The organism is Flavobacterium ardleyense (genome assembly GCF_042686085.1).
GTDB lineage: Bacteria > Bacteroidota > Bacteroidia > Flavobacteriales > Flavobacteriaceae > Flavobacterium > Flavobacterium ardleyense.
Genome location: NZ_JBHUOL010000018.1, coordinates 600161 through 621094 on the forward strand (window position 1 = coordinate 600161; position 20934 = coordinate 621094).

Annotated in this window: 25 protein-coding genes; 12 read left to right on the forward strand and 13 right to left on the reverse strand. The window is 32.2% G+C overall.

Annotated features, from left to right (window positions below):
• Positions 1–92: 92 nt before the first annotated feature.
• Both ACFSX9_RS12795 and ACFSX9_RS12800 read right to left on the reverse strand, forming a co-directional pair.
• Positions 93–932 carry a 1,4-dihydroxy-2-naphthoyl-CoA synthase gene (locus ACFSX9_RS12795; RefSeq protein WP_379808258.1) on the reverse strand — a complete coding sequence of 280 codons (840 nt, stop codon included), beginning with the start codon at positions 930–932 and terminating at the stop codon, positions 93–95.
• 108 nt (positions 933–1040) lie between these two features.
• Positions 1041–1409, reverse strand: a complete 369-nt coding sequence (locus tag ACFSX9_RS12800; RefSeq protein ID WP_379808260.1) for a four helix bundle protein — start codon at positions 1407–1409, stop codon at positions 1041–1043.
• A 367-nt stretch (positions 1410–1776) separates the two neighbouring features.
• On the opposite strand from ACFSX9_RS12800, the gene ACFSX9_RS12805 reads away from it, so the two are divergent.
• From ACFSX9_RS12805 to ACFSX9_RS12815, 3 genes are read left to right on the forward strand one after another with little or no spacing between them, the layout of a single operon-like run.
• Positions 1777–2211: a PH domain-containing protein gene (locus ACFSX9_RS12805; protein ID WP_379808262.1), complete on the forward strand. Its 435-nt coding sequence runs from the start codon at positions 1777–1779 to the stop codon at positions 2209–2211.
• A gap of 7 nt (positions 2212–2218) precedes the next feature.
• Positions 2219–3400, forward strand: a complete 1182-nt coding sequence (locus tag ACFSX9_RS12810) for a serine hydrolase domain-containing protein (RefSeq protein WP_379808264.1) — start codon at positions 2219–2221, stop codon at positions 3398–3400.
• A gap of 36 nt (positions 3401–3436) precedes the next feature.
• Entirely contained in the window at positions 3437–3940 is a 504-nt protein-coding gene (locus tag ACFSX9_RS12815) for a hypothetical protein (protein ID WP_379808266.1), read from the forward strand.
• Between the two features lie 134 nt (positions 3941–4074).
• Here the strand turns inward: ACFSX9_RS12815 and ACFSX9_RS12820 are convergent, their stop codons facing one another.
• The 6 genes from ACFSX9_RS12820 to ACFSX9_RS12845 all read right to left on the reverse strand — a co-directional run bounded on the left by ACFSX9_RS12820 (position 4075) and on the right by ACFSX9_RS12845 (position 10799).
• On the reverse strand, positions 4075–4359 hold the full coding sequence (locus ACFSX9_RS12820) for a hypothetical protein (protein WP_379808268.1): 285 nt from the start codon (positions 4357–4359) through the stop codon (positions 4075–4077).
• A gap of 149 nt (positions 4360–4508) precedes the next feature.
• Positions 4509–5345, reverse strand: a complete 837-nt coding sequence (locus tag ACFSX9_RS12825; RefSeq protein ID WP_379808270.1) for a CvfB family protein — start codon at positions 5343–5345, stop codon at positions 4509–4511.
• 454 nt (positions 5346–5799) lie between these two features.
• Positions 5800–7104, reverse strand: a complete 1305-nt coding sequence (locus tag ACFSX9_RS12830) for a DUF819 family protein (protein ID WP_379808272.1) — start codon at positions 7102–7104, stop codon at positions 5800–5802.
• 237 nt (positions 7105–7341) lie between these two features.
• Entirely contained in the window at positions 7342–8148 is an 807-nt protein-coding gene (locus ACFSX9_RS12835) for a tetratricopeptide repeat protein (protein WP_379808274.1), read from the reverse strand.
• A gap of 9 nt (positions 8149–8157) precedes the next feature.
• Positions 8158–9459 (reverse strand): amidohydrolase family protein, encoded by a 1302-nt coding sequence (locus ACFSX9_RS12840; protein ID WP_379808276.1) that lies wholly within the window; start codon positions 9457–9459, stop codon positions 8158–8160.
• Between the two features lie 122 nt (positions 9460–9581).
• A complete protein-coding gene (locus ACFSX9_RS12845; protein ID WP_379808278.1) occupies positions 9582–10799 on the reverse strand; it encodes a porin in 1218 nt (405 codons plus the stop codon).
• A 91-nt stretch (positions 10800–10890) separates the two neighbouring features.
• On the opposite strand from ACFSX9_RS12845, the gene prmA reads away from it, so the two are divergent.
• Together prmA and ACFSX9_RS12855 are read left to right on the forward strand one after the other, a co-directional pair.
• Positions 10891–11724 (forward strand): 50S ribosomal protein L11 methyltransferase, encoded by an 834-nt coding sequence (prmA, locus tag ACFSX9_RS12850; RefSeq protein ID WP_379808280.1) that lies wholly within the window; start codon positions 10891–10893, stop codon positions 11722–11724.
• 97 nt (positions 11725–11821) lie between these two features.
• Positions 11822–12097 carry an ATP-dependent Clp protease adaptor ClpS gene (locus tag ACFSX9_RS12855; RefSeq protein ID WP_379808282.1) on the forward strand — a complete coding sequence of 92 codons (276 nt, stop codon included), beginning with the start codon at positions 11822–11824 and terminating at the stop codon, positions 12095–12097.
• Positions 12098–12133: 36 nt separating this feature from the next.
• Here ACFSX9_RS12855 and ACFSX9_RS12860 read toward each other — a convergent pair whose 3' ends face one another.
• The 3 genes from ACFSX9_RS12860 to ACFSX9_RS12870 all read right to left on the reverse strand — a co-directional run bounded on the left by ACFSX9_RS12860 (position 12134) and on the right by ACFSX9_RS12870 (position 13462).
• Positions 12134–12400: a heavy-metal-associated domain-containing protein gene (locus ACFSX9_RS12860; RefSeq protein ID WP_379808284.1), complete on the reverse strand. Its 267-nt coding sequence runs from the start codon at positions 12398–12400 to the stop codon at positions 12134–12136.
• Positions 12401–12478: 78 nt separating this feature from the next.
• The gene (locus tag ACFSX9_RS12865; protein ID WP_379808286.1) at positions 12479–12892 is read right to left on the reverse strand and encodes a DUF6691 family protein; all 414 of its coding nucleotides are present in this window, start codon (positions 12890–12892) and stop codon (positions 12479–12481) included.
• 9 nt (positions 12893–12901) lie between these two features.
• On the reverse strand, positions 12902–13462 hold the full coding sequence (locus ACFSX9_RS12870) for a YeeE/YedE family protein (RefSeq protein ID WP_379808288.1): 561 nt from the start codon (positions 13460–13462) through the stop codon (positions 12902–12904).
• 100 nt (positions 13463–13562) lie between these two features.
• Between ACFSX9_RS12870 and ACFSX9_RS12875 the strand changes: the two genes are divergently transcribed.
• The 4 genes from ACFSX9_RS12875 to ACFSX9_RS12890 all read left to right on the forward strand — a co-directional run bounded on the left by ACFSX9_RS12875 (position 13563) and on the right by ACFSX9_RS12890 (position 16303).
• Positions 13563–14066, forward strand: coding sequence for a DUF4199 domain-containing protein (locus ACFSX9_RS12875; RefSeq protein ID WP_379808290.1), 504 nt, complete (start codon positions 13563–13565; stop codon positions 14064–14066).
• A 1-nt stretch (position 14067) separates the two neighbouring features.
• Positions 14068–14526 carry a 2-dehydro-3-deoxyphosphooctonate aldolase gene (locus ACFSX9_RS12880; protein WP_379808292.1) on the forward strand — a complete coding sequence of 153 codons (459 nt, stop codon included), beginning with the start codon at positions 14068–14070 and terminating at the stop codon, positions 14524–14526.
• 96 nt (positions 14527–14622) lie between these two features.
• Positions 14623–15441: a 3-deoxy-8-phosphooctulonate synthase gene (gene kdsA, locus ACFSX9_RS12885; protein ID WP_379808294.1), complete on the forward strand. Its 819-nt coding sequence runs from the start codon at positions 14623–14625 to the stop codon at positions 15439–15441.
• A 16-nt stretch (positions 15442–15457) separates the two neighbouring features.
• Entirely contained in the window at positions 15458–16303 is an 846-nt protein-coding gene (locus tag ACFSX9_RS12890) for a hypothetical protein (RefSeq protein ID WP_379808296.1), read from the forward strand.
• Between the two features lie 57 nt (positions 16304–16360).
• Here ACFSX9_RS12890 and ACFSX9_RS12895 read toward each other — a convergent pair whose 3' ends face one another.
• Both ACFSX9_RS12895 and ACFSX9_RS12900 read right to left on the reverse strand, forming a co-directional pair.
• Positions 16361–17818 (reverse strand): MoxR family ATPase, encoded by a 1458-nt coding sequence (locus ACFSX9_RS12895; RefSeq protein WP_379808298.1) that lies wholly within the window; start codon positions 17816–17818, stop codon positions 16361–16363.
• A gap of 82 nt (positions 17819–17900) precedes the next feature.
• Positions 17901–19019 (reverse strand): vWA domain-containing protein, encoded by a 1119-nt coding sequence (locus ACFSX9_RS12900; protein ID WP_379808300.1) that lies wholly within the window; start codon positions 19017–19019, stop codon positions 17901–17903.
• A gap of 295 nt (positions 19020–19314) precedes the next feature.
• On the opposite strand from ACFSX9_RS12900, the gene ACFSX9_RS12905 reads away from it, so the two are divergent.
• Genes ACFSX9_RS12905 through ACFSX9_RS12915 form a run of 3 tightly spaced genes read left to right on the forward strand, consistent with a single transcriptional unit; the run spans position 19315 to position 20889 of the window.
• Positions 19315–19938, forward strand: a complete 624-nt coding sequence (locus tag ACFSX9_RS12905) for a hypothetical protein (RefSeq protein ID WP_379808302.1) — start codon at positions 19315–19317, stop codon at positions 19936–19938.
• 1 nt (position 19939) lies between these two features.
• A complete protein-coding gene (locus ACFSX9_RS12910) occupies positions 19940–20560 on the forward strand; it encodes a YiiX family permuted papain-like enzyme (protein WP_379808304.1) in 621 nt (206 codons plus the stop codon).
• Positions 20561–20592: 32 nt separating this feature from the next.
• Complete coding sequence (locus tag ACFSX9_RS12915; RefSeq protein WP_379808306.1) at positions 20593–20889, forward strand: winged helix-turn-helix domain-containing protein; 297 nt, start codon at positions 20593–20595, stop codon at positions 20887–20889.
• The last annotated feature ends 45 nt before the right edge of the window (positions 20890–20934 follow it).

Sequence of the window (20934 nt, forward strand, 5' to 3'; positions counted from 1 at the left end):
AAGTGCAATTTCAAACTAAAAATTCAATTTCAAAATTGCACTTCTAAATTCTAACTTTTGAATTCTTAATTCTAACTTCTGAATTCTAAATCTTATGGTAAATATTTCTTTTCGAAATTAGGCTTACGTTTTTCTAAGAACGCGTCTCTTCCTTCTTTCGCTTCGTCTGTCATGTAAGCTAAACGAGTGGCTTCACCTGCAAAAACCTGTTGCCCCACCATTCCGTCATCTGTTAAATTCATCGCGAATTTTAGCATTTTTATAGACGTTGGTGATTTTTCTAAGATTTCTTGTGCCCATTCAAAAGCAGTGTCTTCTAATTCAGCGTGAGGAATTACAGCGTTCACCATTCCCATATCAAACGCGTCTTGAGCGGAGTAATTTCTTCCTAAAAAGAAAATTTCACGAGCTCTTTTTTGTCCGACCATTTTTGCCAAATAAGCCGAACCATATCCACCATCAAAACTTGTTACATCAGCATCGGTTTGTTTAAAAATTGCGTGTTCTTTACTCGCTAAAGTCAAATCGCAAACCACGTGAAGCGAATGTCCGCCACCAACAGCCCAACCTGGAACAACACAAATAACCGCTTTTGGCATAAAACGAATCATTCGTTGTACTTCTAATATGTTTAATCGGTGGTATCCGTCGGCACCAACATAACCTTGACTACCTCTTGCTTTTTGATCGCCACCACTACAAAAACTCCAAATGCCGTCTTTAGAACTTGGACCTTCTGCCGAAAGCAAAACTACGCCAATAGACGTATCTTCTTGGGCATCATAAAAAGCTTCAATTAATTCTTTAGTTGTATGCGGACGAAAAGCATTACGCACCTCTGGACGGTTGAATGCAATACGTGCCACACCATCACACTTTTTATAAGTGATATCTTCAAATTCCTTTACGGTTTTCCAGTCAATTTTGCTCATTTTAAATTTCAATTTCAAGCACAAAGACAATATCAATAACAATTTCAAGTGCAATTTCAAGTGCAATTTCAAGTTCAATCATCATGTATAATCTTCAAACTTCTGTTATTATTTTAATTTATTTATTCTCATTTTAGATGTTATTGCAATCAGTTCTTCAACCTCTTTCAATAACCAGTCTCTCTCGTTTTCAAGTCCTTCTTTTATATAAGCAAGAATTCGTAATGAATTTCTAGATTCTTTAAGTTCTTTTATTACTAAAGATAATTTAAAAATATAATCTCTATCCGTAATTGTACCCTGAGATTCTCCATAATTTAACGAAGAACTTCCCGAGGAACGAATTAACTGATTTTTATAATATTCTAGTTCAAAAGTTTTGTTAAGTTTTCTAACAAAAAAAATTGACTCTCCTGCAAATCTAACCAATCTTTCGTCTAAATTATATATTACATTAGTAGGTTCATTAATCTCCATGCTTATTATTTTTTTTAAAAAAATCAATACCTTCTAAACAATTGTCGCTTTTTAAAATTGTACTTGATATTGTACTTGTTCTTGACCTTTATAAAGTTTTGTTAAATATAAATTTCAGTAAAATTAAAGCATTTTTTGCATTATATTGCATCTTCAAAAGAATTACTCGCATCTAAAGAAACTTTTTAGAACACTTTGGCTTTTATCAAATTACTCATTTAAGTCAAAACTATGAATTCCAAGATGTTATTCAAGTATTACCCTTATTTGAATATGAATACTTTACTGTAAGAAGTTCTTGAAGTTTATCAATTACTATATTTTAGAGTCGAAAATGTTTTGTTTACTAAAAAAATTAGGTTTATAGATGGTATTTAAGTCGGAACAGTCCATTTTTAGTTATTTCATTTTTGTTGTTTTGCTAGGAGTTTTCGGTTTTATTGCCGTATTTGCTCCAAACGAAGAAAACAAAGGTGAGAATTTATGGATTCCGCTAACAATAATTGGATTAATTTTCGCTTTTTTAGTTTATTCTATTCTCAACACTTTGTACATTATTTCAGGAACAACATTTTCCTATCAATATGGTTTTTTTAAGAAGAAAATTGATATTCAAATAATACGAAAAATTGAATACAATAATTCTATATTTGTGCCTGTTTCATTAAAATTAGGCTGGAGTCATAAAGGCTTAATTATCAATTATAATCAATACAATGATGTTTATATTTCACCAAAAAACAGAGATCAGTTTGTAGCCGAACTCTTGAAAAACAACCCAAACATCATAATAAAAGAATAAAATTACAATGTTAAAAAATATACCTGTACTTTTTTTGTTTCTATTCATTATCGGATGCCAAAAGAAACCAGACATAAAAAAAGAATCGACTGTAAAAGATATTAAAGGAAATGTTTCTGAATATGCGGTTGACTTTGCTCCTTTGACTACCGTTTATAGAAAGAAAAAAAGAGATGAAATTGAAGCTTTTTACGCTGATAAAATCAATCCGAAAGATTTTAGTGGTTCGTTCTTGGTTGCGAAAAATGGTGAAATTTTATTTGAAAGCTATTCTGGATATGCTTACAAAGAAAAAAATGACTCTATCACTCAAAACACTCCATTACACGTGGCTTCTGTAAGTAAAATTATTACCGCAGTTACTATTTTGAAATTAGTAGAACAAAATAAATTACAATTAGATGATTTGGTGAGCGATATTTTACCAGAATTTCCATACAAAGAAACAACGGTTCGAATGTTGTTGAATCACAGAAGTGGTCTTCGTAATTATGCTTATTTCACAGAAGACAAAGGCGTGTGGAACAAAAAAGAAACGCTTACAAATCAAGATGTTTTAACTCTATTGGCTACTAAAAAAATAGGTTTAGAAACCACACCTGGAAAACGTTTTAGCTATTGCAATACCAATTATGCGCTATTGGCTTTAATCGTGGAAAAAGTTACCGAAAAAACATTTCCAGAGGCACTTCAACAAATGATTTTTGATCCACTTGGAATGAAAAATACCTTTGTTTTTAGCGATATGTCTACAAAAGAAGAAGTGAGTCAATCATATAAAGGAAACTACAAACGTTTGGCTTTTGAATATTTAGATGCCGTTTATGGTGATAAAAATCTATACACTACGCCACGCGATTTACTACAATTTGATTTGGCACTTTATTCTGAGAAATTCTTAAGCACAAAAATGAAGGACGAAATGTTCCAAGGTTATAGTTACGAAAGAAAAGGAACTCGCAACTACGGCTTAGGAATGCGAATGCTCGAATTTGAAACGGGACAAAAGTATTTCTTCCACAACGGTTGGTGGCACGGAAATACCTCATCATATGTAACTTTGAGAAAAGATTCTGTGACGATAATTGCGATTTCAAACAAATTTACACGCAAACCTTACGACACTAAAAGATTAGCTCCTAAATTTGGTGATTATCCGTTTAAATTTAATGATGAAGAAGGAGAATAATCATTTGCAGTTTATTATATGAAAACTCCTTAAAAAATGAAAATAATATTTGAAAAATTAGCAGACGAGATACAAAACGCAACATTTTCATACGAAGATTTCAATGTTTTAGGCAAAGGCTTTTCGAGATTAACTATTTCAACTTACCTATTAGAAGTTTCTTACAAAGGAAATTATATTCGTATAAAAAATGAGTTTGGAAATCATAATCTAGGAACTGTTGAGTTAATAATAAAAAATAGAACACTTCCAGAATTTGAAATAAAAAGTGGTAATCATTTTTTTAATTTATTTTTACCCAAAAGAAAAATGATTAATGTTTACTGTAAAAATTATGCTTTTAAAAAATTTCTCGAAAAAAAATTAATTGATAGTAAACTAGAACAGATTGCACAAAATAACTTATTCGAACCTAAAATCACTAACAATACTTTCGAATTTAATTCTACTATTCAAACATTGTATCATTTAGAATTCGAAGATAAAATTGGTGCTTTAAAAGCGTTAATAAATTTTCACAAAGAATTAATAGATTATTGAATAAGCTTAAGTGGTAATAGCGATTACACAGAAAACGAGGAATTATAATAGTGAATTTTTTGTGAGAAACATAAAATTTAAAATTATCATTTTAGTCCGACGTTCGCATTGCGAGCAGTTAAAAAACGTAAAATCTAAGGCAAAAGCTCCATTTTATAATCACGTAAAATAAACAAAATCGTAATTATATTTAGTAGTAAACCCAACCAATAAAACTTACTATACTCTTCATTTGTAACAGCAATTTCGTACACATTTAAAAGTGGTAAAATCACAACTGCGATCCAAATAGGAATCCAAATCAGCTCCGTTTTCATTCCTAAAAAGGTAATCGTTTCGAAATTTTTTAAAATAGCAACAAAAGTTAGTAGTAAAACTAAGATGCTTAAGCCTAGATATAGTTTGTTTTTAGTTGTCAATTAATTTCAAATTTATTATTAAATATTTTTGGTAATTTTCTGCAACTATCAATAAATTATTTTACTTTTTTAAAATCTTTCGGTCCTAAAAAATTATTAATAAACAGCGTTGCATCAAAAAACTTATATGACTTATATGTTTAAAAGATTTACACCAAATAAATTCCGTCTTCTCTAATTTCGATTAATTGCTGCTTATATAAATGCCCAACTGCTTTTTTGAAGTTCTTTTTACTCATTTTTAGCACCGTTTTAATATCTTCCGGATTCGAATTATCCGTCAATCGTAGAAAACCTCTGTTGGCTTTTAATTCGTCTAAAACTTGCTGTGAAGAAGGTTCAATTGCGTCCACTCCTACTTTGCGAAGCATTACATCAATTTTTCCATCAGGGCGAATATTCTTAATGTAACCTTTGGTTTTCATACCCGGTTTTACATCCGTATATACTTCATTTTTATAGGCTAAACCTTTAAATCTTTGATTGATAATTACGTTAATTCCACCATCAGTAATGTGCGAAATTAAAATATCAACCTCTTCATTTGGTTCCAAATCCAAATTTTCAATACTCAAATACTTATTTGTACGGCTCGATGCTACTAAACGCTTCGTCTTTTCGTCCATATACAAATACACTAGATAACGTTTTCCTTCTTCCATTGGGCGAGCTTGCTCTTTGAACGGAACAAACAAATCTTTTTCCAATCCCCAATCTAAAAACGCCCCAAATTCATTCATATAATTCACCTTCAAATGGGCAAATTCATTCAATTGAATATACGGTTTTATAGTCGTTGCAACAGGTCTGTGTTCGTGATCCAAATACACGAAAACCGTCATTGTATCGCCGATTTCAAAGTTATTTGGCACATATTTATTGGGCAACAAAACATCATCATCCTGTGTTTCTTCGCTTCCTAAAAACAAGCCAACATTTGTATCTCTAAGTATTCTTAACGTATTGAACTCTCCTATATGTAACATAATGAAATAATAATTGGTGCAAAGGTAATGAATTTTGATGGTTTGTAGGAAATTGAATTTTACGATTTTAAATGCTATTTGGGCGTGCCCTTTCAGGTCGTGCTCTGCGTTGCAATCTTTTATTCCGTAAAAACTCCATAAAAGGATTTCCTCTCCGATCACTCACGCAAACTTGTGCTAAAATCATAAATTTTTTTAGATAACACATTGTCATACTGAACTCGTTTCAGTATCCATTCTTAGATGCTGAAACGAGTTCACCATGACAATATTGGATACATAAATAATTAGCAAAGCCATTCTTAGATGCTGAAACGAGTTCAGCAGTACAAGCCTAAGTTATTTATTACAATTTTTAAACCTCACTTTATAAGGATAAATCTCATAAGTCGTCATGTATTTATTAAAGTTTTGCTCTACTATTAATGGCTCAAAATTGCATACGATAAATCTCCTACTTAGGTGCTGCAATTTCCATCAAAAATGCAGCTAACAAAGCCCCATAAGTTCCCGCAACATATCCAAAAACAGCTAAAAGAACCCCGACGCTCGCTAAAGAAGGATGAAAAGCCGAAGCGATAATTGGTGCCGACGCCGCTCCACCAATGTTGGCTTTGCTTCCCACTGCAAGAAAGAAAAAAGGAGCTTTAATCATTTTTGCCACTACAACCAGCAGCAAAACGTGGATTGCCATCCAAATAAGTCCTACTACAAGTAAACCTGGGTTACTAGCCACTGAACCCAAATCCATTTTCATTCCTATGGAAGCGACTAAAATATAGATAAAAACACTTCCGATTTTACTGGCACCCGCACCTTCATATTGCTTAAGTTTTGTGAATGAAAATATAATTCCTAAAGCGGTCGCAATAGTAACCATCCAGAAAAAGCGGTCGCCAAAAGTGGAGGCAAAACTCGTTTGGTCATTTACGATTTCGAAGTTTGCTTTCAATACATCACAAATTGTGTTGCTTCCCCAATGTGAAAGTCCCACTGCTGTAAAAGCTATTCCCAGAATAATCATTAAATCGGTTAAGGTTGGATTTCGCGTTACATTATCAGCATAAGCTGTCATTTTATCTTTCAACTCTTCAATAGAACTGTTATCGGCTTTCAACCATTTATCGATTTTCTCTTTTCTGCCAATACCAAATAGCAAAACCGCCATCCAAATATTAGCCACCACAATATCGACCAAAACCATTGCACCATATTTTTCTTGGTTGTATTTAAATACTTCAAGCATAGCTGCTTGATTGGCTCCTCCTCCAATCCAACTTCCGGCTACTGTTGAAAGACCACGCCAAACGGCATCAAAACCAGCACCGCCAACTGTTTCTGGCGAAAATATTGATACAAGTAATACGGCAATTGGTCCGCCGATAATGACTCCGATAGTTCCTGTAAAAAACATAATTAAGGCCTTTGGACCTAATTTGAACATCGCTTTTAAGTCAATACTCAATGTAAGTAAAACCAAAGACGCAGGAAGCAAGTAACGGCTCGCAATGAAATAAATCGACGATTTCTTAGTAATCATTTCCCCATTTTCGCCAATTTCTGTCCATTCTGGGGAAATGATATTTAATGAACTGAATATAGAAGGAAGCAAATAGCACATTAATAACGATGGAAAGATTACATAGAATTTTTTCCAAAAACCTTCTTTTTGAGAAGAAGTATAAAATACAAATGCCAATAATAGCATTAACAACCCAAAAACAATGGTATCGTCTGTAATAAATGGTGCGTTTTTCATTTTATATAATTTGTTTGCAAAATAGGGGAATATTTATTAAAAATGAAAGGATTTATTTATTGAAAGAGGAGAGTTGAAGGGATTGTTTTATGAGCAAGGATTTTAAAACATTTAGTTATAAATAAACTAATAAAAAGGATGTTTTTACAAAACATAAAAATACAATTGCTTATAACTAGGTTTTTTGTGGAAACAGAGTTAATAGCTACGAAAATTTTGTAATACAAATGCTATTCACTAAAACCTCACTTTATACGGATAGGTTTCATAAATCGCATTATCTTCATTTATGGTAAAACCTTTTTTAGCATCAACTTTAGCTTTCTGAAATACTTCCGCACTTTCCTCCGTCTTACCTAAACGCATCAAGCAAACTGATTTGTAAAATTCTACATCCGAAAATTCAGGATATTGTTTTAAAGATTTATCAAATTCAACAATTGCTTCTTCCCATTTCCCTTGTTCATACTTACTGATTCCGTAATAAAACAAATCTAAATAATGACCTTCTTTAAATTGTATGACTTGAGCTTCAATATCTTTTTTAAAAATTGCTTCTGCTTTTGCAAACTCATTTAATTGTAAATACGAAATACCAATATAAAAGGCAAAAGTATGATCTTGGACATATTGATTACCAAATTTCAAAATGCAGTTTTCAAAATCTACAATCGCTTCTTTATAATTTTTAGCAAAAATACATTTTATAAAGGCTCGATATTCCAACCATCTTTTTTCATCATACTGCACAGCTTTATCAACTAAAGGCATTCCTATTTCATACTTGCTTGCTTTAAAATAAGGCATCGCTTTTTGTTGCCATAAATAGGCAATTGTGCTGTCTTTTTTTAGTCCCGCATCTAAGCAATCTTGATATTCTTTCATCGCATAGCCGAAGTTCATTTTATCTGCACAATCATAAACGTGTTCTTGAACAATAGCATCTTGTCTCACTTTCTTTTGTGCAGCAGTTTCTTCTTTAGTTTTCTGACCTTGACATTGAATGAAGAAAAGCGAAAAAATTATAATGTATAATCTACTCATGGCTATATTTTATTTACCTGCTGTTTTCAATAAATTCTCTTTCATTGCTTCTAACTTGTTGCCATCTAAAAACTGTTCGTTAAAATAAATACCTTTAATGTTAGTCAAAGTTTTCAAATCTTTCAAAGGATTACTTTGTAATACAATAAAATCAGCATCTTTTCCCACTTGTACAACACCATAATTCCCTTTGAAGAAATCCGAAAAATTACTTGTTGCCATTTCTAGAATTTCAGCATTTGATAAATTGGCATTTTTCAATAATTCCATTTCAGTTATCATATTAGCACCGGTCATCATATATTTTCCCGACGCATCAGGACTCAATAACATCTTTATTCCTTCTTTCTGTAATCTTTCAATGATAGCATATTTTTCATCTAAATCTTTGATCTCGCTTGCCACCTCATCTTTGTAAGCTTGGGTTCCAATTTTTTCTCTGTAGGTTTTTGTACTTGCTAACCATTCATTCATAGTGTTTTGCGAAACAAATTGCATTCCTGCCAACTTTGGTAATTCTTCAAAAGTATTTTGACCAGAACCAATACTATACCAACTTAAAGTCGGACACACGTAAATATTATTTTCTTTAATTGCTTTAATTCTTGATACTAAATTCGTTTTTTCTCCAGCCAAACCTCCTAAATGCTCAATTGATTTGTAATTAGAATTAAAAAAAACGTCTTCATTTAAACTAATTCCAGAAGCTAATCTTGGAAAATGACCTCCTAATGGAACATCATATTTTTTACAAAATCGATCAAATTCTATAAATGTTTCATGATTTTTAATGCTTAATATTTTTACAAAATCCATTTTATTGTCTTTTGTGGCTTTTACAAAAGTTTCAATTTGCTCGGTTGTTAAGTCGTAATTTCTACTAATTGGTGGTGCAGAAAGATAAAGTTTTGGATAAAAAATAGTAGCACCATTGTATTTTTCTCGCCATTCGATATGTTTCCAATCGCCACGCATTGAACGCAGTTTTGTTACACCATAAATCAAATTCATTTCAAAAAAACGTTGCAAATCAGCTTCCGCTTCGGGTAAGTGAACATGAGCATCGGCAAGCGAAGGCATAATATATTGCCCTTTTAAATCATATTCTGTAACGCCTTTAAGCTTCGATTTTTTAGTATTTTCAATAACTAAAATTTTACCATTTTTTATGGCTACCGATTGAAGTTCGGTAACTGTGTTCTTATCTAATGAAACAAGGTTTACATTTTTAAATACAACATCATATTTCTCTTGTTGGCCGAAAATGAACTGCACAAGAAGAATTGCAACAAATAAAATAGTTTTTTGCATGTTTTTTGGTTTATAACTTAATATAAAAACCAAAACTAAATAAATAACTGGTATTAAATCATAAAAAAATCACAAATCAAAAAAGATTGACTTGTGATTTTTTTCTAACAGTCGATTAAAAACTATATTCCTATTTCAACTTGGAATCTCACATACCAATTCTGCTTATTACTTCCGTCGAAATAATTTAAATCAGATAAAGTTACTTCGCCTTGTAATTTGAAAGCGTGTTCCCATAAATATTTTGTTACACCTATAGAGTATTGTTTACTATCTGGCGTAAATGCTTTGATATCATTGTGCATATTTTGGGTAGAAAAACGACCAATTATTTCATAATGTGTTGGAAAAGCATAACTCATTTGGTAATCCATTCCACTTCCAACCGGCACATAATTAAATTCCGTAATATCATCTGGATTAATTGCGATCGGATCTTTTGTAGCGCGCGACATATAAGAAGACATCAAACTCCAACCGTTATACTTCAACATCGCATCTAAAAATACTGCTTTGGTAGTTTTTGGTGCAAATAAATCATTTCCCAATTGTCCTTGCGTTCGTTTCGACAAATTATTCTGACTAAAAGCTCCCGATACTAATAATTTTGGCGTTTCTTCTCTTGCAATATCACCTTCAAAATTTGTTCCGTCTTTTTTGAAAGAACCAAATGGCATTAATTCTAATTTTCCGGTTAAGGCAACGCCGTCATCTGCTGACTTTGTCCAATTTCGACCTTCTCCATTCGAGATAGCTGATTTCACATTGTAAGAGAATCTATCCTGATTTTCATTTAAATAATACGCTTGAAATCCAAAATCTCTATCAATTGTAAATTTAGCATTATTAATACTTCTATCCGTTAATTGTAAAGCTCCAGAAGAATTTATACGTTGGCGATTTCCTGGTAATTTGGTTTGTCCAAATACAAAACTCCAATTTTTATTCGGTCTATAAAAAATTGCTGCATCACGAATAATATTTACATTTTCACCTTCTTTCACTTCGCCAACATCTCCAGCTGCAAACGATAATTGAACAACATATAAGAAATGAGGATTTCCTACAAAACCATCAAAACGCAAACGCATTCTTTTCACTTCGCCTGCATAAGAAGCATCTTCACCTTCATTTTGCATAAAAGTAACACGATTTTGCATTCTAAAACGAATATTAAATTGGAACAAACTATCGGGCGAAGTAATTCCCAATCCTTTACCATAATTGTAATACGGAATAGCAGCCAACTTCAAATCGTTATCTTTTGTATTGATTTTTATATCTTGTGCTACTGCACCAAAACAGATTGTAAATACTAAAAAAGTGATAATTTTCTTCATTTGTTATGTTGTTGTATGATTACTGCAAACTTAACATCAAATCAATGTTAAGTATGTTAAGTAAATATTACCTTTGCAAAAAATAATTGTTATGTCAAATATATACATTGGATATCATTTCACAATTGAACCAATTGAATTAGGAAGTGAAATATTAATTGCCGAATTAGGCGAAAAAGCTTTTGAAAGTTTTATTGAAACCGAAACTGGAATTTCTGCTTTTGTTCAAAAAGATTTATGGACCGCTGACATTTTAGAAGATATTCAAATTTTAACCAATCCGGAATTTAAAATTGAGCATACTTTTGCTGAAATTGAGCCAGTAAATTGGAATGAAGAATGGGAGAAAAACTTTGAGCCAATTGACGTTGATGGAAAATGTCACGTTAGAGCACCGTTTCACGAAAAAACCAATGCGGAATACGATATTGTTATCGAGCCAAAAATGAGTTTTGGAACCGGTCATCATGAAACGACGCACATGATGATTCAGCATATTTTAGAAACTGATTTCACAGGAAAGAAAACGTTAGATATGGGTTGTGGAACAGCAATTTTAGCAATTTTAGCTGAGATGAAAGGTGCAGCACCAATTGACGCAATTGATATTGACAACTGGTGTTATTTGAATTCAATTGAAAATGCCGAACGTAATAATTGCAAACATATTTCGGTTTATGAAGGAGACGCTGCTTTATTAGCTGGGAAAAATTATGATATTATTATTGCAAACATCAACCGTAATATTCTATTGAATGATATGGAACATTATGTAAATTGTTTGAATGCAAACGGAACATTATTTTTAAGCGGATTTTATACGGAAGACATTCCTGTAATTACGGAAAGTTGTGCGAAAAATGGCTTAACGTACGTAAAACAATTTGAAAGAAACAATTGGGTTGCTTTAAAATTTGTAAAATAGTTTCAGAAATGTTGTCAAGCTGAATTCATTTCAGCTTCTAGATTTGAAGTATAGAATATTTTATTAATTTTGTAATGACTTTCAAACTTAAGAGAAAATGAGCACGATAGAAAAAATACAAGAAGAAGTTTTAGTTGAAGAAGCCGTGGGCGCTAATCACGAAATCGTCTTACATAATGACGATGTCAATACTTTTGATCACGTAATTAACACACTTGTGAGGGTTTGTAAACACGATGATTTACAAGCTGAACAATGTGCGTTGCTAGTACATTATAAAGGGAAATGCACGGTTAAAACCGGTTCAATCGAAGAACTGATGCCACAATGTTCCGCATTACTTGATGCCGGACTAAGTGCCGAATTGATATAAATAAAAAATGTCCCGATTTTCATCGGGACATTTTTTTTAGCTCATTTTTCCAATAGCGCAACTCATATAAGATTTTGCTTTGGAACCTAAAGAATTAGCTTCTCCATCTTCTGGATAACCTAATGCTTTTAGTTTATCTTTTACTTCCGCTAACTTTGCTTCCGTTTCATATCCGAAAGTTACCGTACTCTCTTCCACATTTACTGAAACATTATTAACAGCTTCAATTGTAGTAATATTCTTTGTAATCGTAGCAGCGCAACCACCACATTTTAAATTTTGTATTTGTATCGTACTTTCCATTTGATGTTCATTTTATATATTACAAATTTACTAAAACAAGTATAAAAGAACTGTCACAATTGTTACATTAACTTAATTTTAATGAGGTAAATTATCTTTCAGTAAACCATAAATATAAGTACCTAGTAAAGCGCCAATAAACACCACCACAACTGCATATGTTCCCGTTCCTAGTAAAATGAATATTGGTCCAGGGCAACTTCCTACTAAAGCCCAACCTAGTCCAAAAAAAGTTCCACCAATAATATAACGCCAAAAACCTTTTTCCTTAGCTACCACTTCAATAGGAAAACCTTTAAAATCTTTTATCTTTTTCTTTTTAATAAGTTGCAAACCTACTATTCCAGTAAAAAGTGCAGTTCCAATGATTCCAAACATATGAAATGATTGAAAATGAAACATTTCGTAAATACGATACCAAGAAACGGCTTCTGCTTTCGTTAAAACAATTCCGAATATAATTCCAGTTATAAAAAATCTTGCGAATTTCATAATTCCTCTTTAATTAAAAATGATAGGCAAAATCAAATGTGCCATTAATAATCCACCAATAAAAAATCCAATTACAGCAACAAGTGATGGCAATTGCAAATTACTCAAACCTGAAATCGCGTGACCTGAAGTACAACCACCAGCATAACGCGTTCCAAAACCAATTAATAAACCACCAATTAATAGAATCGCAAAACCTTTTGGTGTTTGCATCATTTCAATGCTAAAAATAGCATCTGGAAGTAATTTTCCATCCGGCTCATCAATGTGTAATGCTTCTAATTGGGTAATTGTTTCTGGATTTAATTGAACACCACTTCCATCTGACAAGAAATTATAAGCTACAAAGCCTCCAAGAATAGCACCAAGAACAATAGCCAAGCTCCATTTTTGTTCTCTCCAATCAAATTTAAAGAAGTCGCTAAATCTCCCCGCTCCTGCCATTGAACACATAGTTCGAAGGTTTGAAGACATTCCAAAACTTTTTCCGAAGTAAGTCAAAAGAAGCATTATCGACCCAATTAAAAAACCAGATATCGACCAATGCCAAGTTCCATAGATAAATTCCATATTTTTTTCGCAATTTTGTGCAAAAATAGAAATTAAGATCCGCATTTGTAACATTTGTTACAAAATAGCTTAATTTTAACTCTTTAAACACCTTTTATAAATGAAAAAATTCAAAATTGAGATCAAATGGGCTATAGTTATCATGATTATATTTTTAGCTTGGATGACCTTAGAAAAACAATTAGGCTTTCACGATGAAAAATTAAAATGGCAAGTATTCTTCGGTATGTTAATAATTATTCCAAACTTCGCGTTATACTTTTTAGCTATTCGCGATAAGAAGAAAAATTATTATAATGGAGAAATGAATTGGAAACAAGGATTTATTTCAGGAGTTGTAATTTCGTTTATTGTAGTTATATTTAGTCCATTTACTCAATTTATCACTTACGAATTCATCGTGCCTAATTATTTTGAAAAAATGGTAGCTTTATCAGTAGAAAGTAAAAGATTAACCGAAGAAGAAGCAAAAAGTTATTTTAATTTATCAGCTTCTATTTGGCAAAATATTTCTTCAGTATTATCCTATGGCATCGTACTTGGTGCGATTGTTGCGTATATTTTAAAAACTAAAACTCCAATTTTAAATCCTAAAACAAAATAACATGAAATATCTTTTTTCGCTAGCAACACTGTTTTTATTAGCAAGTTGTGTGAGCACAAAATCAACTTTAAAGAATGTGGACAGTACAGCAAAAAGACCTTCTTTTGCGAATAAAATGTATCTCATCACTGAATATGCAAAAGACGGTAAGTATGCTTTTGATGCAGACTATCCTATAAATATTGGTTCTATTAGTGAAAACCAAGAAAATTTAAATGTTCAATATTATTTCAATGGATTAGAAGGACCAAATGGTGAAAAGATCATTTTTAACAAGGTCGATACTTGCTGTCCATTCCCTTCAAAAAACACAGCCATGGGCGCTGGAACCATTAGTATTTACGAGATAACCTTAGAAGGAAGTACAAAGAAATTAACCATGTATTTCAATATCTACGAAAAAGGGCAAATTCTTTGTCCAAAAGGATTCCAGATCAAAAAGCAACCAGTTAAGGAATAAGCATAAAGATTTTATAACTGTGTAACATAAGTAACCTTTTAAACTGCCGTTTAGAAGGTTTTTCTTTTTATCTTTGCAACTTCAAAATCAACACACATGAATTTAAATAGTATTCCACAAATTAAACATACTCAAAGCGGTAACTTCTTTTTATTAGCAGGACCTTGTGCTATTGAGAGCGAAGAAATGGCAATGAGAATTGCAGAGAAATTAATTACTGTAACTGATAAATTAGAAATTCCATTTGTATTTAAAGGATCGTTCAAAAAAGCAAATCGCTCAAGAATTGATAGCTTTTCTGGAATCGGAGATGAAAAAGCTTTGAAAATTTTAGAAAAAGTTTCTAAAGAATTTGGAGTTCCTACGGTAACGGACATTCACACGAATGAAGATGCTGCAATGGCTGCTGCTTATGTAGATATCTTACAAATCCCTGCGTTTCTAGTACGTCAAACTGATTTAGTTGTGGCTGCTGCGAAAACAGGAAAAACAGTTAACTTGAAAAAAGGACAATTCATGAGTCCCGAAAGTATGACGCACGCTGTTCAAAAAGTATTGGATTGCCAAAATGAAAACATTATGGTAACGGACAGAGGAACAATGTTTGGCTATCAAGATATGATTGTTGACTTTAGAGGAATTCCTACGATGCAACAATACGCAACTACTGTTTTAGACGTTACGCATTCGTTACAACAACCAAATCAATCAGCTGGTGTAACTGGTGGTCGTCCAGATATGATTGAAACTATTGCAAAAGCAGGAATCGCTGTTGGTGTTGATGGAATTTTCATCGAAACTCATTTTGATCCAGCTAATGCAAAAAGCGATGGCGCTAACATGTTACATTTAGACTATTTTGAAGGTTTGATGACTAAATTAGTAGCCATTCGCAAAACGGTAAATCAATTTTAATTATTTTATATTTCAGATGAAGCATCCATTTTTAATGGTTGTACTAACTTTTTGTGTTTTTTCACAGTACACCTTTTCGCAAGAAACAGTTGAAAATCCTGAAAAATACACAGCACACAACAAAGGTAAATTTTATGTTTATTGGGGTGGAAATCGTGAAACTTTTTCTAAGTCCGACATTCGTTTTAAAGGAGCGGATTATGATTTTACACTTTATGATGTAGTTGCTCATGACAAACCAAAAGGATGGCATGTTGATTACATTAATCCGGCTCGTATGACAATTCCTCAAACGAATTTAAGAATTGGTTATTTCATCAACGATCATTATAATATTTCTATTGGTGTGGATCATATGAAATATGTTATGAATAACGATAGAAGAGTTAGGTATTCTGGAAATTATCCAAACGCTGGTTCTTATGGAGAAAATCCTGTCGGAAATGAATTAACGTTAACCGAAGATTTCTTATTATTTGAACATACCGATGGATTAAATTATGTGAATACCGAAATTGCTCGTGTAGATGATATTTCAAACTTATTCAGCTTGCCTAATACAGATGTGTTTCAAGTGAATACTGTCGGCGGATTAGGAATTGGGTTGCTATATCCAAAAACAAATACGACCTTATTGGGAAAAGACAGACATGATGATTTTCATATTTCAGGTTTCGGTCTTTCGGCAAAAGCCGGATTAAACTTCACATTCTTTAAACACTTTTTCATCCAAACGGAATTAAAAGGAGGTTATATTAATATGAATGATATAAAAACTACAGAAAGTAGTGCTGATTCTGCTTCTCAAGAATTTTGGTTCTTACAACGAATCATAACTGTGGGTGGTATTTTTAGAATATAATTTTTCAAAAAAAATATAAAAAAAGGTCGCTTTATTCATTTAAAGCGACCTTTTTTATTACAATTTACTTATGAAATTACTGTATAAATCTTTGTATTGGTAACCCGAATCAACTCGGTTTTTGGATAGTTTTTTGTATTCTACCAAAGCCCATAAAATAAATTCTTTCATAAAGTAAACATCTTCAGCGGGAAGTTCCGGCTGGTATTTTTTAACCAAAACATCTAAAGGCTTTACTTCATCTAAAATTTGTTTGTATTCTGAATTCGTAGCGTCATCTAACAATTCGAAGCCGCTTTCGTTGAAAAACCATTCTAGTAAATCGGTATAAGCATTTTTCGCTCCTTCATGTTCTAACTTTTCTATTTTCGGGAAATAACCCGGAAACAAAGTATGAATCGCATCGCCAATTAAATATTGAGCAACCGTTGCTGCTCCTTCTTGTTCTCCTTCATAAACCAATTCTACTTTCCCCGTTATAGCCGGAATAATTCCAATAAAATCAGATAAACGAACAGCAGTAGTTTCTTCGCCTGCTAGCAACGCTCTTCTTTCTGCAGTCGAAATTAAATTTTCGTAAGCCGTAATACTCATTCGGGCTGAAACACCACTTTTTGAATCTACATATTCACTATCTCTAGCTTCAAATCCAATTTGCTCTAATAAATCTTTTGCTAAACTTGGCACATAAACTGTTTCCGATTGATTGCGGTCCAACTTCGATTCTTGTTCCGTAATTGTTCTCGCTATTCTAATACTTTCTGGATAATGTGTTAAAATTTGAGATCCAATTCTATCTTTTAAAGGCGTAACAATACTTCCACGATTGGTATAATCTTCTGGATTTGCCGTGAAAATAAACTGTAAATCTAAAGGCATTCGCAATTTAAAACCACGAATTTGAATGTCGCCTTCTTGCAAAATATTGAATAAAGCCACTTGAATTCGAGCTTGTAAATCGGGCAATTCATTGATTACGAAAATACAACGATTGGCTCTCGGAATCATCCCAAAATGAATCACGCGTTCGTCTGCATAATTTAGTTTTAAATTCGCTGCTTTAATCGGATCAACATCGCCAATTAAATCCGCAACAGTAACGTCTGGTGTCGCTAATTTCTCAAAGAAACGATCGCTTCTGTGCAACCAAGTAATTGGCGTTTCATCTCCTTTTTCCGCAATTATATCTTTCGCAAATCTTGAAATTGGATTCAACGGATCATCATTAATTTCCGAACCTTCTACTACCGGAATATATTCGTCTAAAAGTTCAATCATTTTACGAGCCAAACGCGTTTTAGCCTGACCACGAAGTCCTAATAAATTAATATTATGTCTTGATAAAATAGCACGTTCTAATTCGGGAATTACAGTATTTTCAAAACCATGAACTCCTTCAAAAGTTGCTTCTCCCGCTTTAATTTTGGTTCTTAAATTACTTCTTAATTCGTCTTTTATGTTTTGAGATTTATATCCCGATTTTTTTAATTCGCCTAAAGTTCTTATTTCTTTCATAGTTATCTTTTTTTGCCACAAAGGCTCTAAGTCACAAAGTTTTTTTCTGTTATCTGGAAATCTATTGTCTGAAAATCTAAAATTATTTAATCTTCTTTTTTCTATTGGTTTCATAATCTTGAAAGATCATTTCGCCCAAACCTTTCAATCCGGTGTAAAATGCTTTTCCTTGATTGGCTTCTGTAAACTGATCTATAAATTGCTGCAGATAAGGATCTCGAGCAATCATAAAAGTAGTAATTGGAATGTGCAATTTTCGGGCTTGAGCCGCTTGATTGTAGCATTTATCCACAATATATTGATCTAATCCGTTACTATTCATATAATATTCACCGTTCTTCTCTCGTACGCAACTTGGTTTTCCATCGGTAATCATAAAAATTTGCTTGTTGGTATTTCGTTTTCTTCTCAAAATATCCATTGCCAATTGCAATCCTGCGACCGTATTGGTATGATAAGGTCCAACTTGCAAATAAGGTAAATCCTTAATTTTAATGGTCCAAGCGTCGTTTCCAAAAACTAAAATATCTAACGTATCTTTTGGATAACGCGTAGTGATTAATTCGGCCAAAGCCATTGCTACTTTCTTCGCTGGAGTAATTCTATCTTCGCCATAAAGAATCATACTGTGGGAAATATCGATCATCAAAACCGTACTCATTTGGGATTTATGATGACTTTCTTCCACAACCAAATCACGTTCTGTCAGCATAAACTCACCTACTCCATTATTAATTTGAGCATTCTTAAGACTTTCGGTTAACGAAATTTGTTCGATTGAATCTCCAAAATTAAATTCTCTAAAATCTCCGGTTTGTTCATCGCCAGTTCCAACTTGTTTCGATTTGTGATTTCCTTGTGAAGTCTTTTTTAAATTTCCAAAAATTTGGTCTAAAGCCGATTGTCGAATAGCTCGTTCGGTTTTTGCAGTAATTGCCGTTCCACCCGATCCATCTGGTTTCACTTCGTCTCTGATATACCCTTTTTTCTTTAAATCTTCAATGAAATCATCAATTGTATATTCTGGCGTGGTTAGTTTATATTCCACATCCAATTGGCGTAACCAATCAATGGCTTCGTCAAAATCCCCCGAAGTATGTGTAATTAATTCTTTAAAAATCGGAAATAACTTGTCAAATGGCGATTGAAAAGGTGCTTCGTAATTTTTAAAATAGAATCCTGATTTATGTATTTTATTCATAAACATAAAATTAAGGATAAATCGCTAAAGAAAGTACTAACGATTATTAATGTTTAGTTAAAGGTAACTTGGCTTTGGTCAAATCAGTCGTTTTTTGAAGTAAAGAGTTAAAAATAGGGTATTATTTTAGGTGCTGAAACGAGTTCAGTATGACAATAACTTAATTTTCAATACTAATTTATCGGATTTAAACACTTAAAAAACAACACTTAAGCTTTAAAATAAAAAATAAATCAAAAATATAACTTCTAATTGAAAAACATTTATTTACTTTGCAGTTCAAAGTACTTTAAAAATGGAAAACGAAAAATATCTTAACGACATAACCGAAATAAAAAACTTGATGAACAAATCGTCACGCTTTATTTCATTGAGTGGCTTATCCGGAATTTTAGCTGGCGTTTATGCATTAATCGGAGCTTGGTTTGCCTATAAAACAATTTACTTTGACAATTCATCACTTGGTGCTTACAAAAATTTAGTAATTTCGGAAGAAGCGATTATTAGATTATTAATCATTGCAGGTTTAGTATTGATTGCTTCAATTGCAACAGGAATTATTCTTAGCATTAGCAAAGCGAGAAAAACGCACGAAAAAGTTTGGAACACTGCTTCCAAAAGATTAATCGCTAATTTTATGATTCCGTTAGCGACTGGTGGATTTTTCATACTTTTCTTAATCGAAAAAGAAATGTTGGGATTAGTTGCTCCTTTAACTTTGATATTTTACGGATTAGCTTGTGTAAATGCTAGCAAATATACGATTGGCGATGTTCGTTATCTTGGTCTTACGATGATTGCTTTAGGTTTATTATCGACTTGGTTTTTAGGTTATGGTTTATTGTTTTGGGCATTAGGCTTTGGGGGTTGTCATATTTTGTATGGCAGTTTAATGTATTTTAAATACGAAAGAAATTAATATGAAAAAGCTATTAGGTTTACTTATTATAAGTTTAGTTTTCTACTCCTTTAATTTCAAAGAAGATAAAACTACTGCTTTTCAAGATGGAGATATTATTTATCAATCTTCAAATTCAAAACAGTGTGAAGCCGTTAAAATTGCTACAAAATCAGAATTTTCTCATTGTGGAATTATCTTCATTAAAAATGGGAAAACTTATGTTTATGAAGCGGTTCAGCCTGTAAAAATGACTTTGCTAAAAGATTGGATATCGCAAGGAACAGATTCTAAATATGTTGTCCAACGCTTAAAAAATTCAGATAAACTATTGACTAAGGAAATTCTTAATAAAATGAAAACCTATGGCAAGTCGTTTAACAATAAAGATTACGATTTGTATTTTGAATGGAGCGATGATAAAATCTATTGTTCCGAATTAGTTTGGAAAATATATAAAAACGGAGCAAATATTGAATTATGCCAAACTAAAAAATTGAAAGATTTTAATTTAAATCATCCCGCAGTTCAGCAGATAATGAAAGAGCGTTATGGAAGTAAAATTCCTTATAATGAAGCTGTTGTAGCTCCATCACAATTATATGAATCAGCGTTATTACAAACGATTTACAATAACTTTTAACCTTTTAAACCTTAAACTTTTAAACTATTGCAATGCTAAACATTATCCAAAATATCAACAAAGCCTTTGATCACCGAATTCGTTTGGGAATCATGTCGATATTAATGGTCAATGAAAGTGCCGATTTTAATATGCTAAAAGAACTTTTAGGCGTAACCGATGGCAATTTAGCTTCGCACACAAAAGCGTTGGAATTAGAAAATTATATTCAGATTGAAAAGCAATTTATTGGTAAAAAACCCAATACAAAATATAGTGCAACAAAAGAAGGAAGAATTGCCTTTGCTTCTCACATTGAAGCACTTGAAAAATTAATTAAGAAAAGCTAAACTATTTTTTTATCTATTAACTTTGAAATTCAAAGTACTTTTAAA

Bases quoted from the DNA above. Each gene is read 5' to 3' on its own strand.
- ACFSX9_RS12795 (WP_379808258.1), bottom strand. From the start codon at position 932: ATGAGCAAAATTGACTGGAAAACCGTAAAGGAATTTGAAGATATCACT.
- ACFSX9_RS12800 (WP_379808260.1), bottom strand. From the start codon at position 1,409: ATGGAGATTAATGAACCTACTAATGTAATATATAATTTAGACGAAAGA.
- ACFSX9_RS12805 (WP_379808262.1), top strand. From the start codon at position 1,777: ATGGTATTTAAGTCGGAACAGTCCATTTTTAGTTATTTCATTTTTGTT.
- ACFSX9_RS12810 (WP_379808264.1), top strand. From the start codon at position 2,219: ATGTTAAAAAATATACCTGTACTTTTTTTGTTTCTATTCATTATCGGA.
- ACFSX9_RS12815 (WP_379808266.1), top strand. From the start codon at position 3,437: ATGAAAATAATATTTGAAAAATTAGCAGACGAGATACAAAACGCAACA.
- ACFSX9_RS12825 (WP_379808270.1), bottom strand. From the start codon at position 5,345: ATGTTACATATAGGAGAGTTCAATACGTTAAGAATACTTAGAGATACA.
- ACFSX9_RS12830 (WP_379808272.1), bottom strand. From the start codon at position 7,104: ATGAAAAACGCACCATTTATTACAGACGATACCATTGTTTTTGGGTTG.
- ACFSX9_RS12835 (WP_379808274.1), bottom strand. From the start codon at position 8,148: ATGAGTAGATTATACATTATAATTTTTTCGCTTTTCTTCATTCAATGT.
- ACFSX9_RS12840 (WP_379808276.1), bottom strand. From the start codon at position 9,459: ATGCAAAAAACTATTTTATTTGTTGCAATTCTTCTTGTGCAGTTCATT.
- ACFSX9_RS12845 (WP_379808278.1), bottom strand. From the start codon at position 10,799: ATGAAGAAAATTATCACTTTTTTAGTATTTACAATCTGTTTTGGTGCA.
- prmA (WP_379808280.1), top strand. From the start codon at position 10,891: ATGTCAAATATATACATTGGATATCATTTCACAATTGAACCAATTGAA.
- ACFSX9_RS12855 (WP_379808282.1), top strand. From the start codon at position 11,822: ATGAGCACGATAGAAAAAATACAAGAAGAAGTTTTAGTTGAAGAAGCC.
- ACFSX9_RS12860 (WP_379808284.1), bottom strand. From the start codon at position 12,400: ATGGAAAGTACGATACAAATACAAAATTTAAAATGTGGTGGTTGCGCT.
- ACFSX9_RS12865 (WP_379808286.1), bottom strand. From the start codon at position 12,892: ATGAAATTCGCAAGATTTTTTATAACTGGAATTATATTCGGAATTGTT.
- ACFSX9_RS12870 (WP_379808288.1), bottom strand. From the start codon at position 13,462: ATGGAATTTATCTATGGAACTTGGCATTGGTCGATATCTGGTTTTTTA.
- ACFSX9_RS12875 (WP_379808290.1), top strand. From the start codon at position 13,563: ATGAAAAAATTCAAAATTGAGATCAAATGGGCTATAGTTATCATGATT.
- ACFSX9_RS12880 (WP_379808292.1), top strand. From the start codon at position 14,068: ATGAAATATCTTTTTTCGCTAGCAACACTGTTTTTATTAGCAAGTTGT.
- kdsA (WP_379808294.1), top strand. From the start codon at position 14,623: ATGAATTTAAATAGTATTCCACAAATTAAACATACTCAAAGCGGTAAC.
- ACFSX9_RS12890 (WP_379808296.1), top strand. From the start codon at position 15,458: ATGAAGCATCCATTTTTAATGGTTGTACTAACTTTTTGTGTTTTTTCA.
- ACFSX9_RS12895 (WP_379808298.1), bottom strand. From the start codon at position 17,818: ATGAAAGAAATAAGAACTTTAGGCGAATTAAAAAAATCGGGATATAAA.
- ACFSX9_RS12900 (WP_379808300.1), bottom strand. From the start codon at position 19,019: ATGAATAAAATACATAAATCAGGATTCTATTTTAAAAATTACGAAGCA.
- ACFSX9_RS12905 (WP_379808302.1), top strand. From the start codon at position 19,315: ATGGAAAACGAAAAATATCTTAACGACATAACCGAAATAAAAAACTTG.
- ACFSX9_RS12910 (WP_379808304.1), top strand. From the start codon at position 19,940: ATGAAAAAGCTATTAGGTTTACTTATTATAAGTTTAGTTTTCTACTCC.
- ACFSX9_RS12915 (WP_379808306.1), top strand. From the start codon at position 20,593: ATGCTAAACATTATCCAAAATATCAACAAAGCCTTTGATCACCGAATT.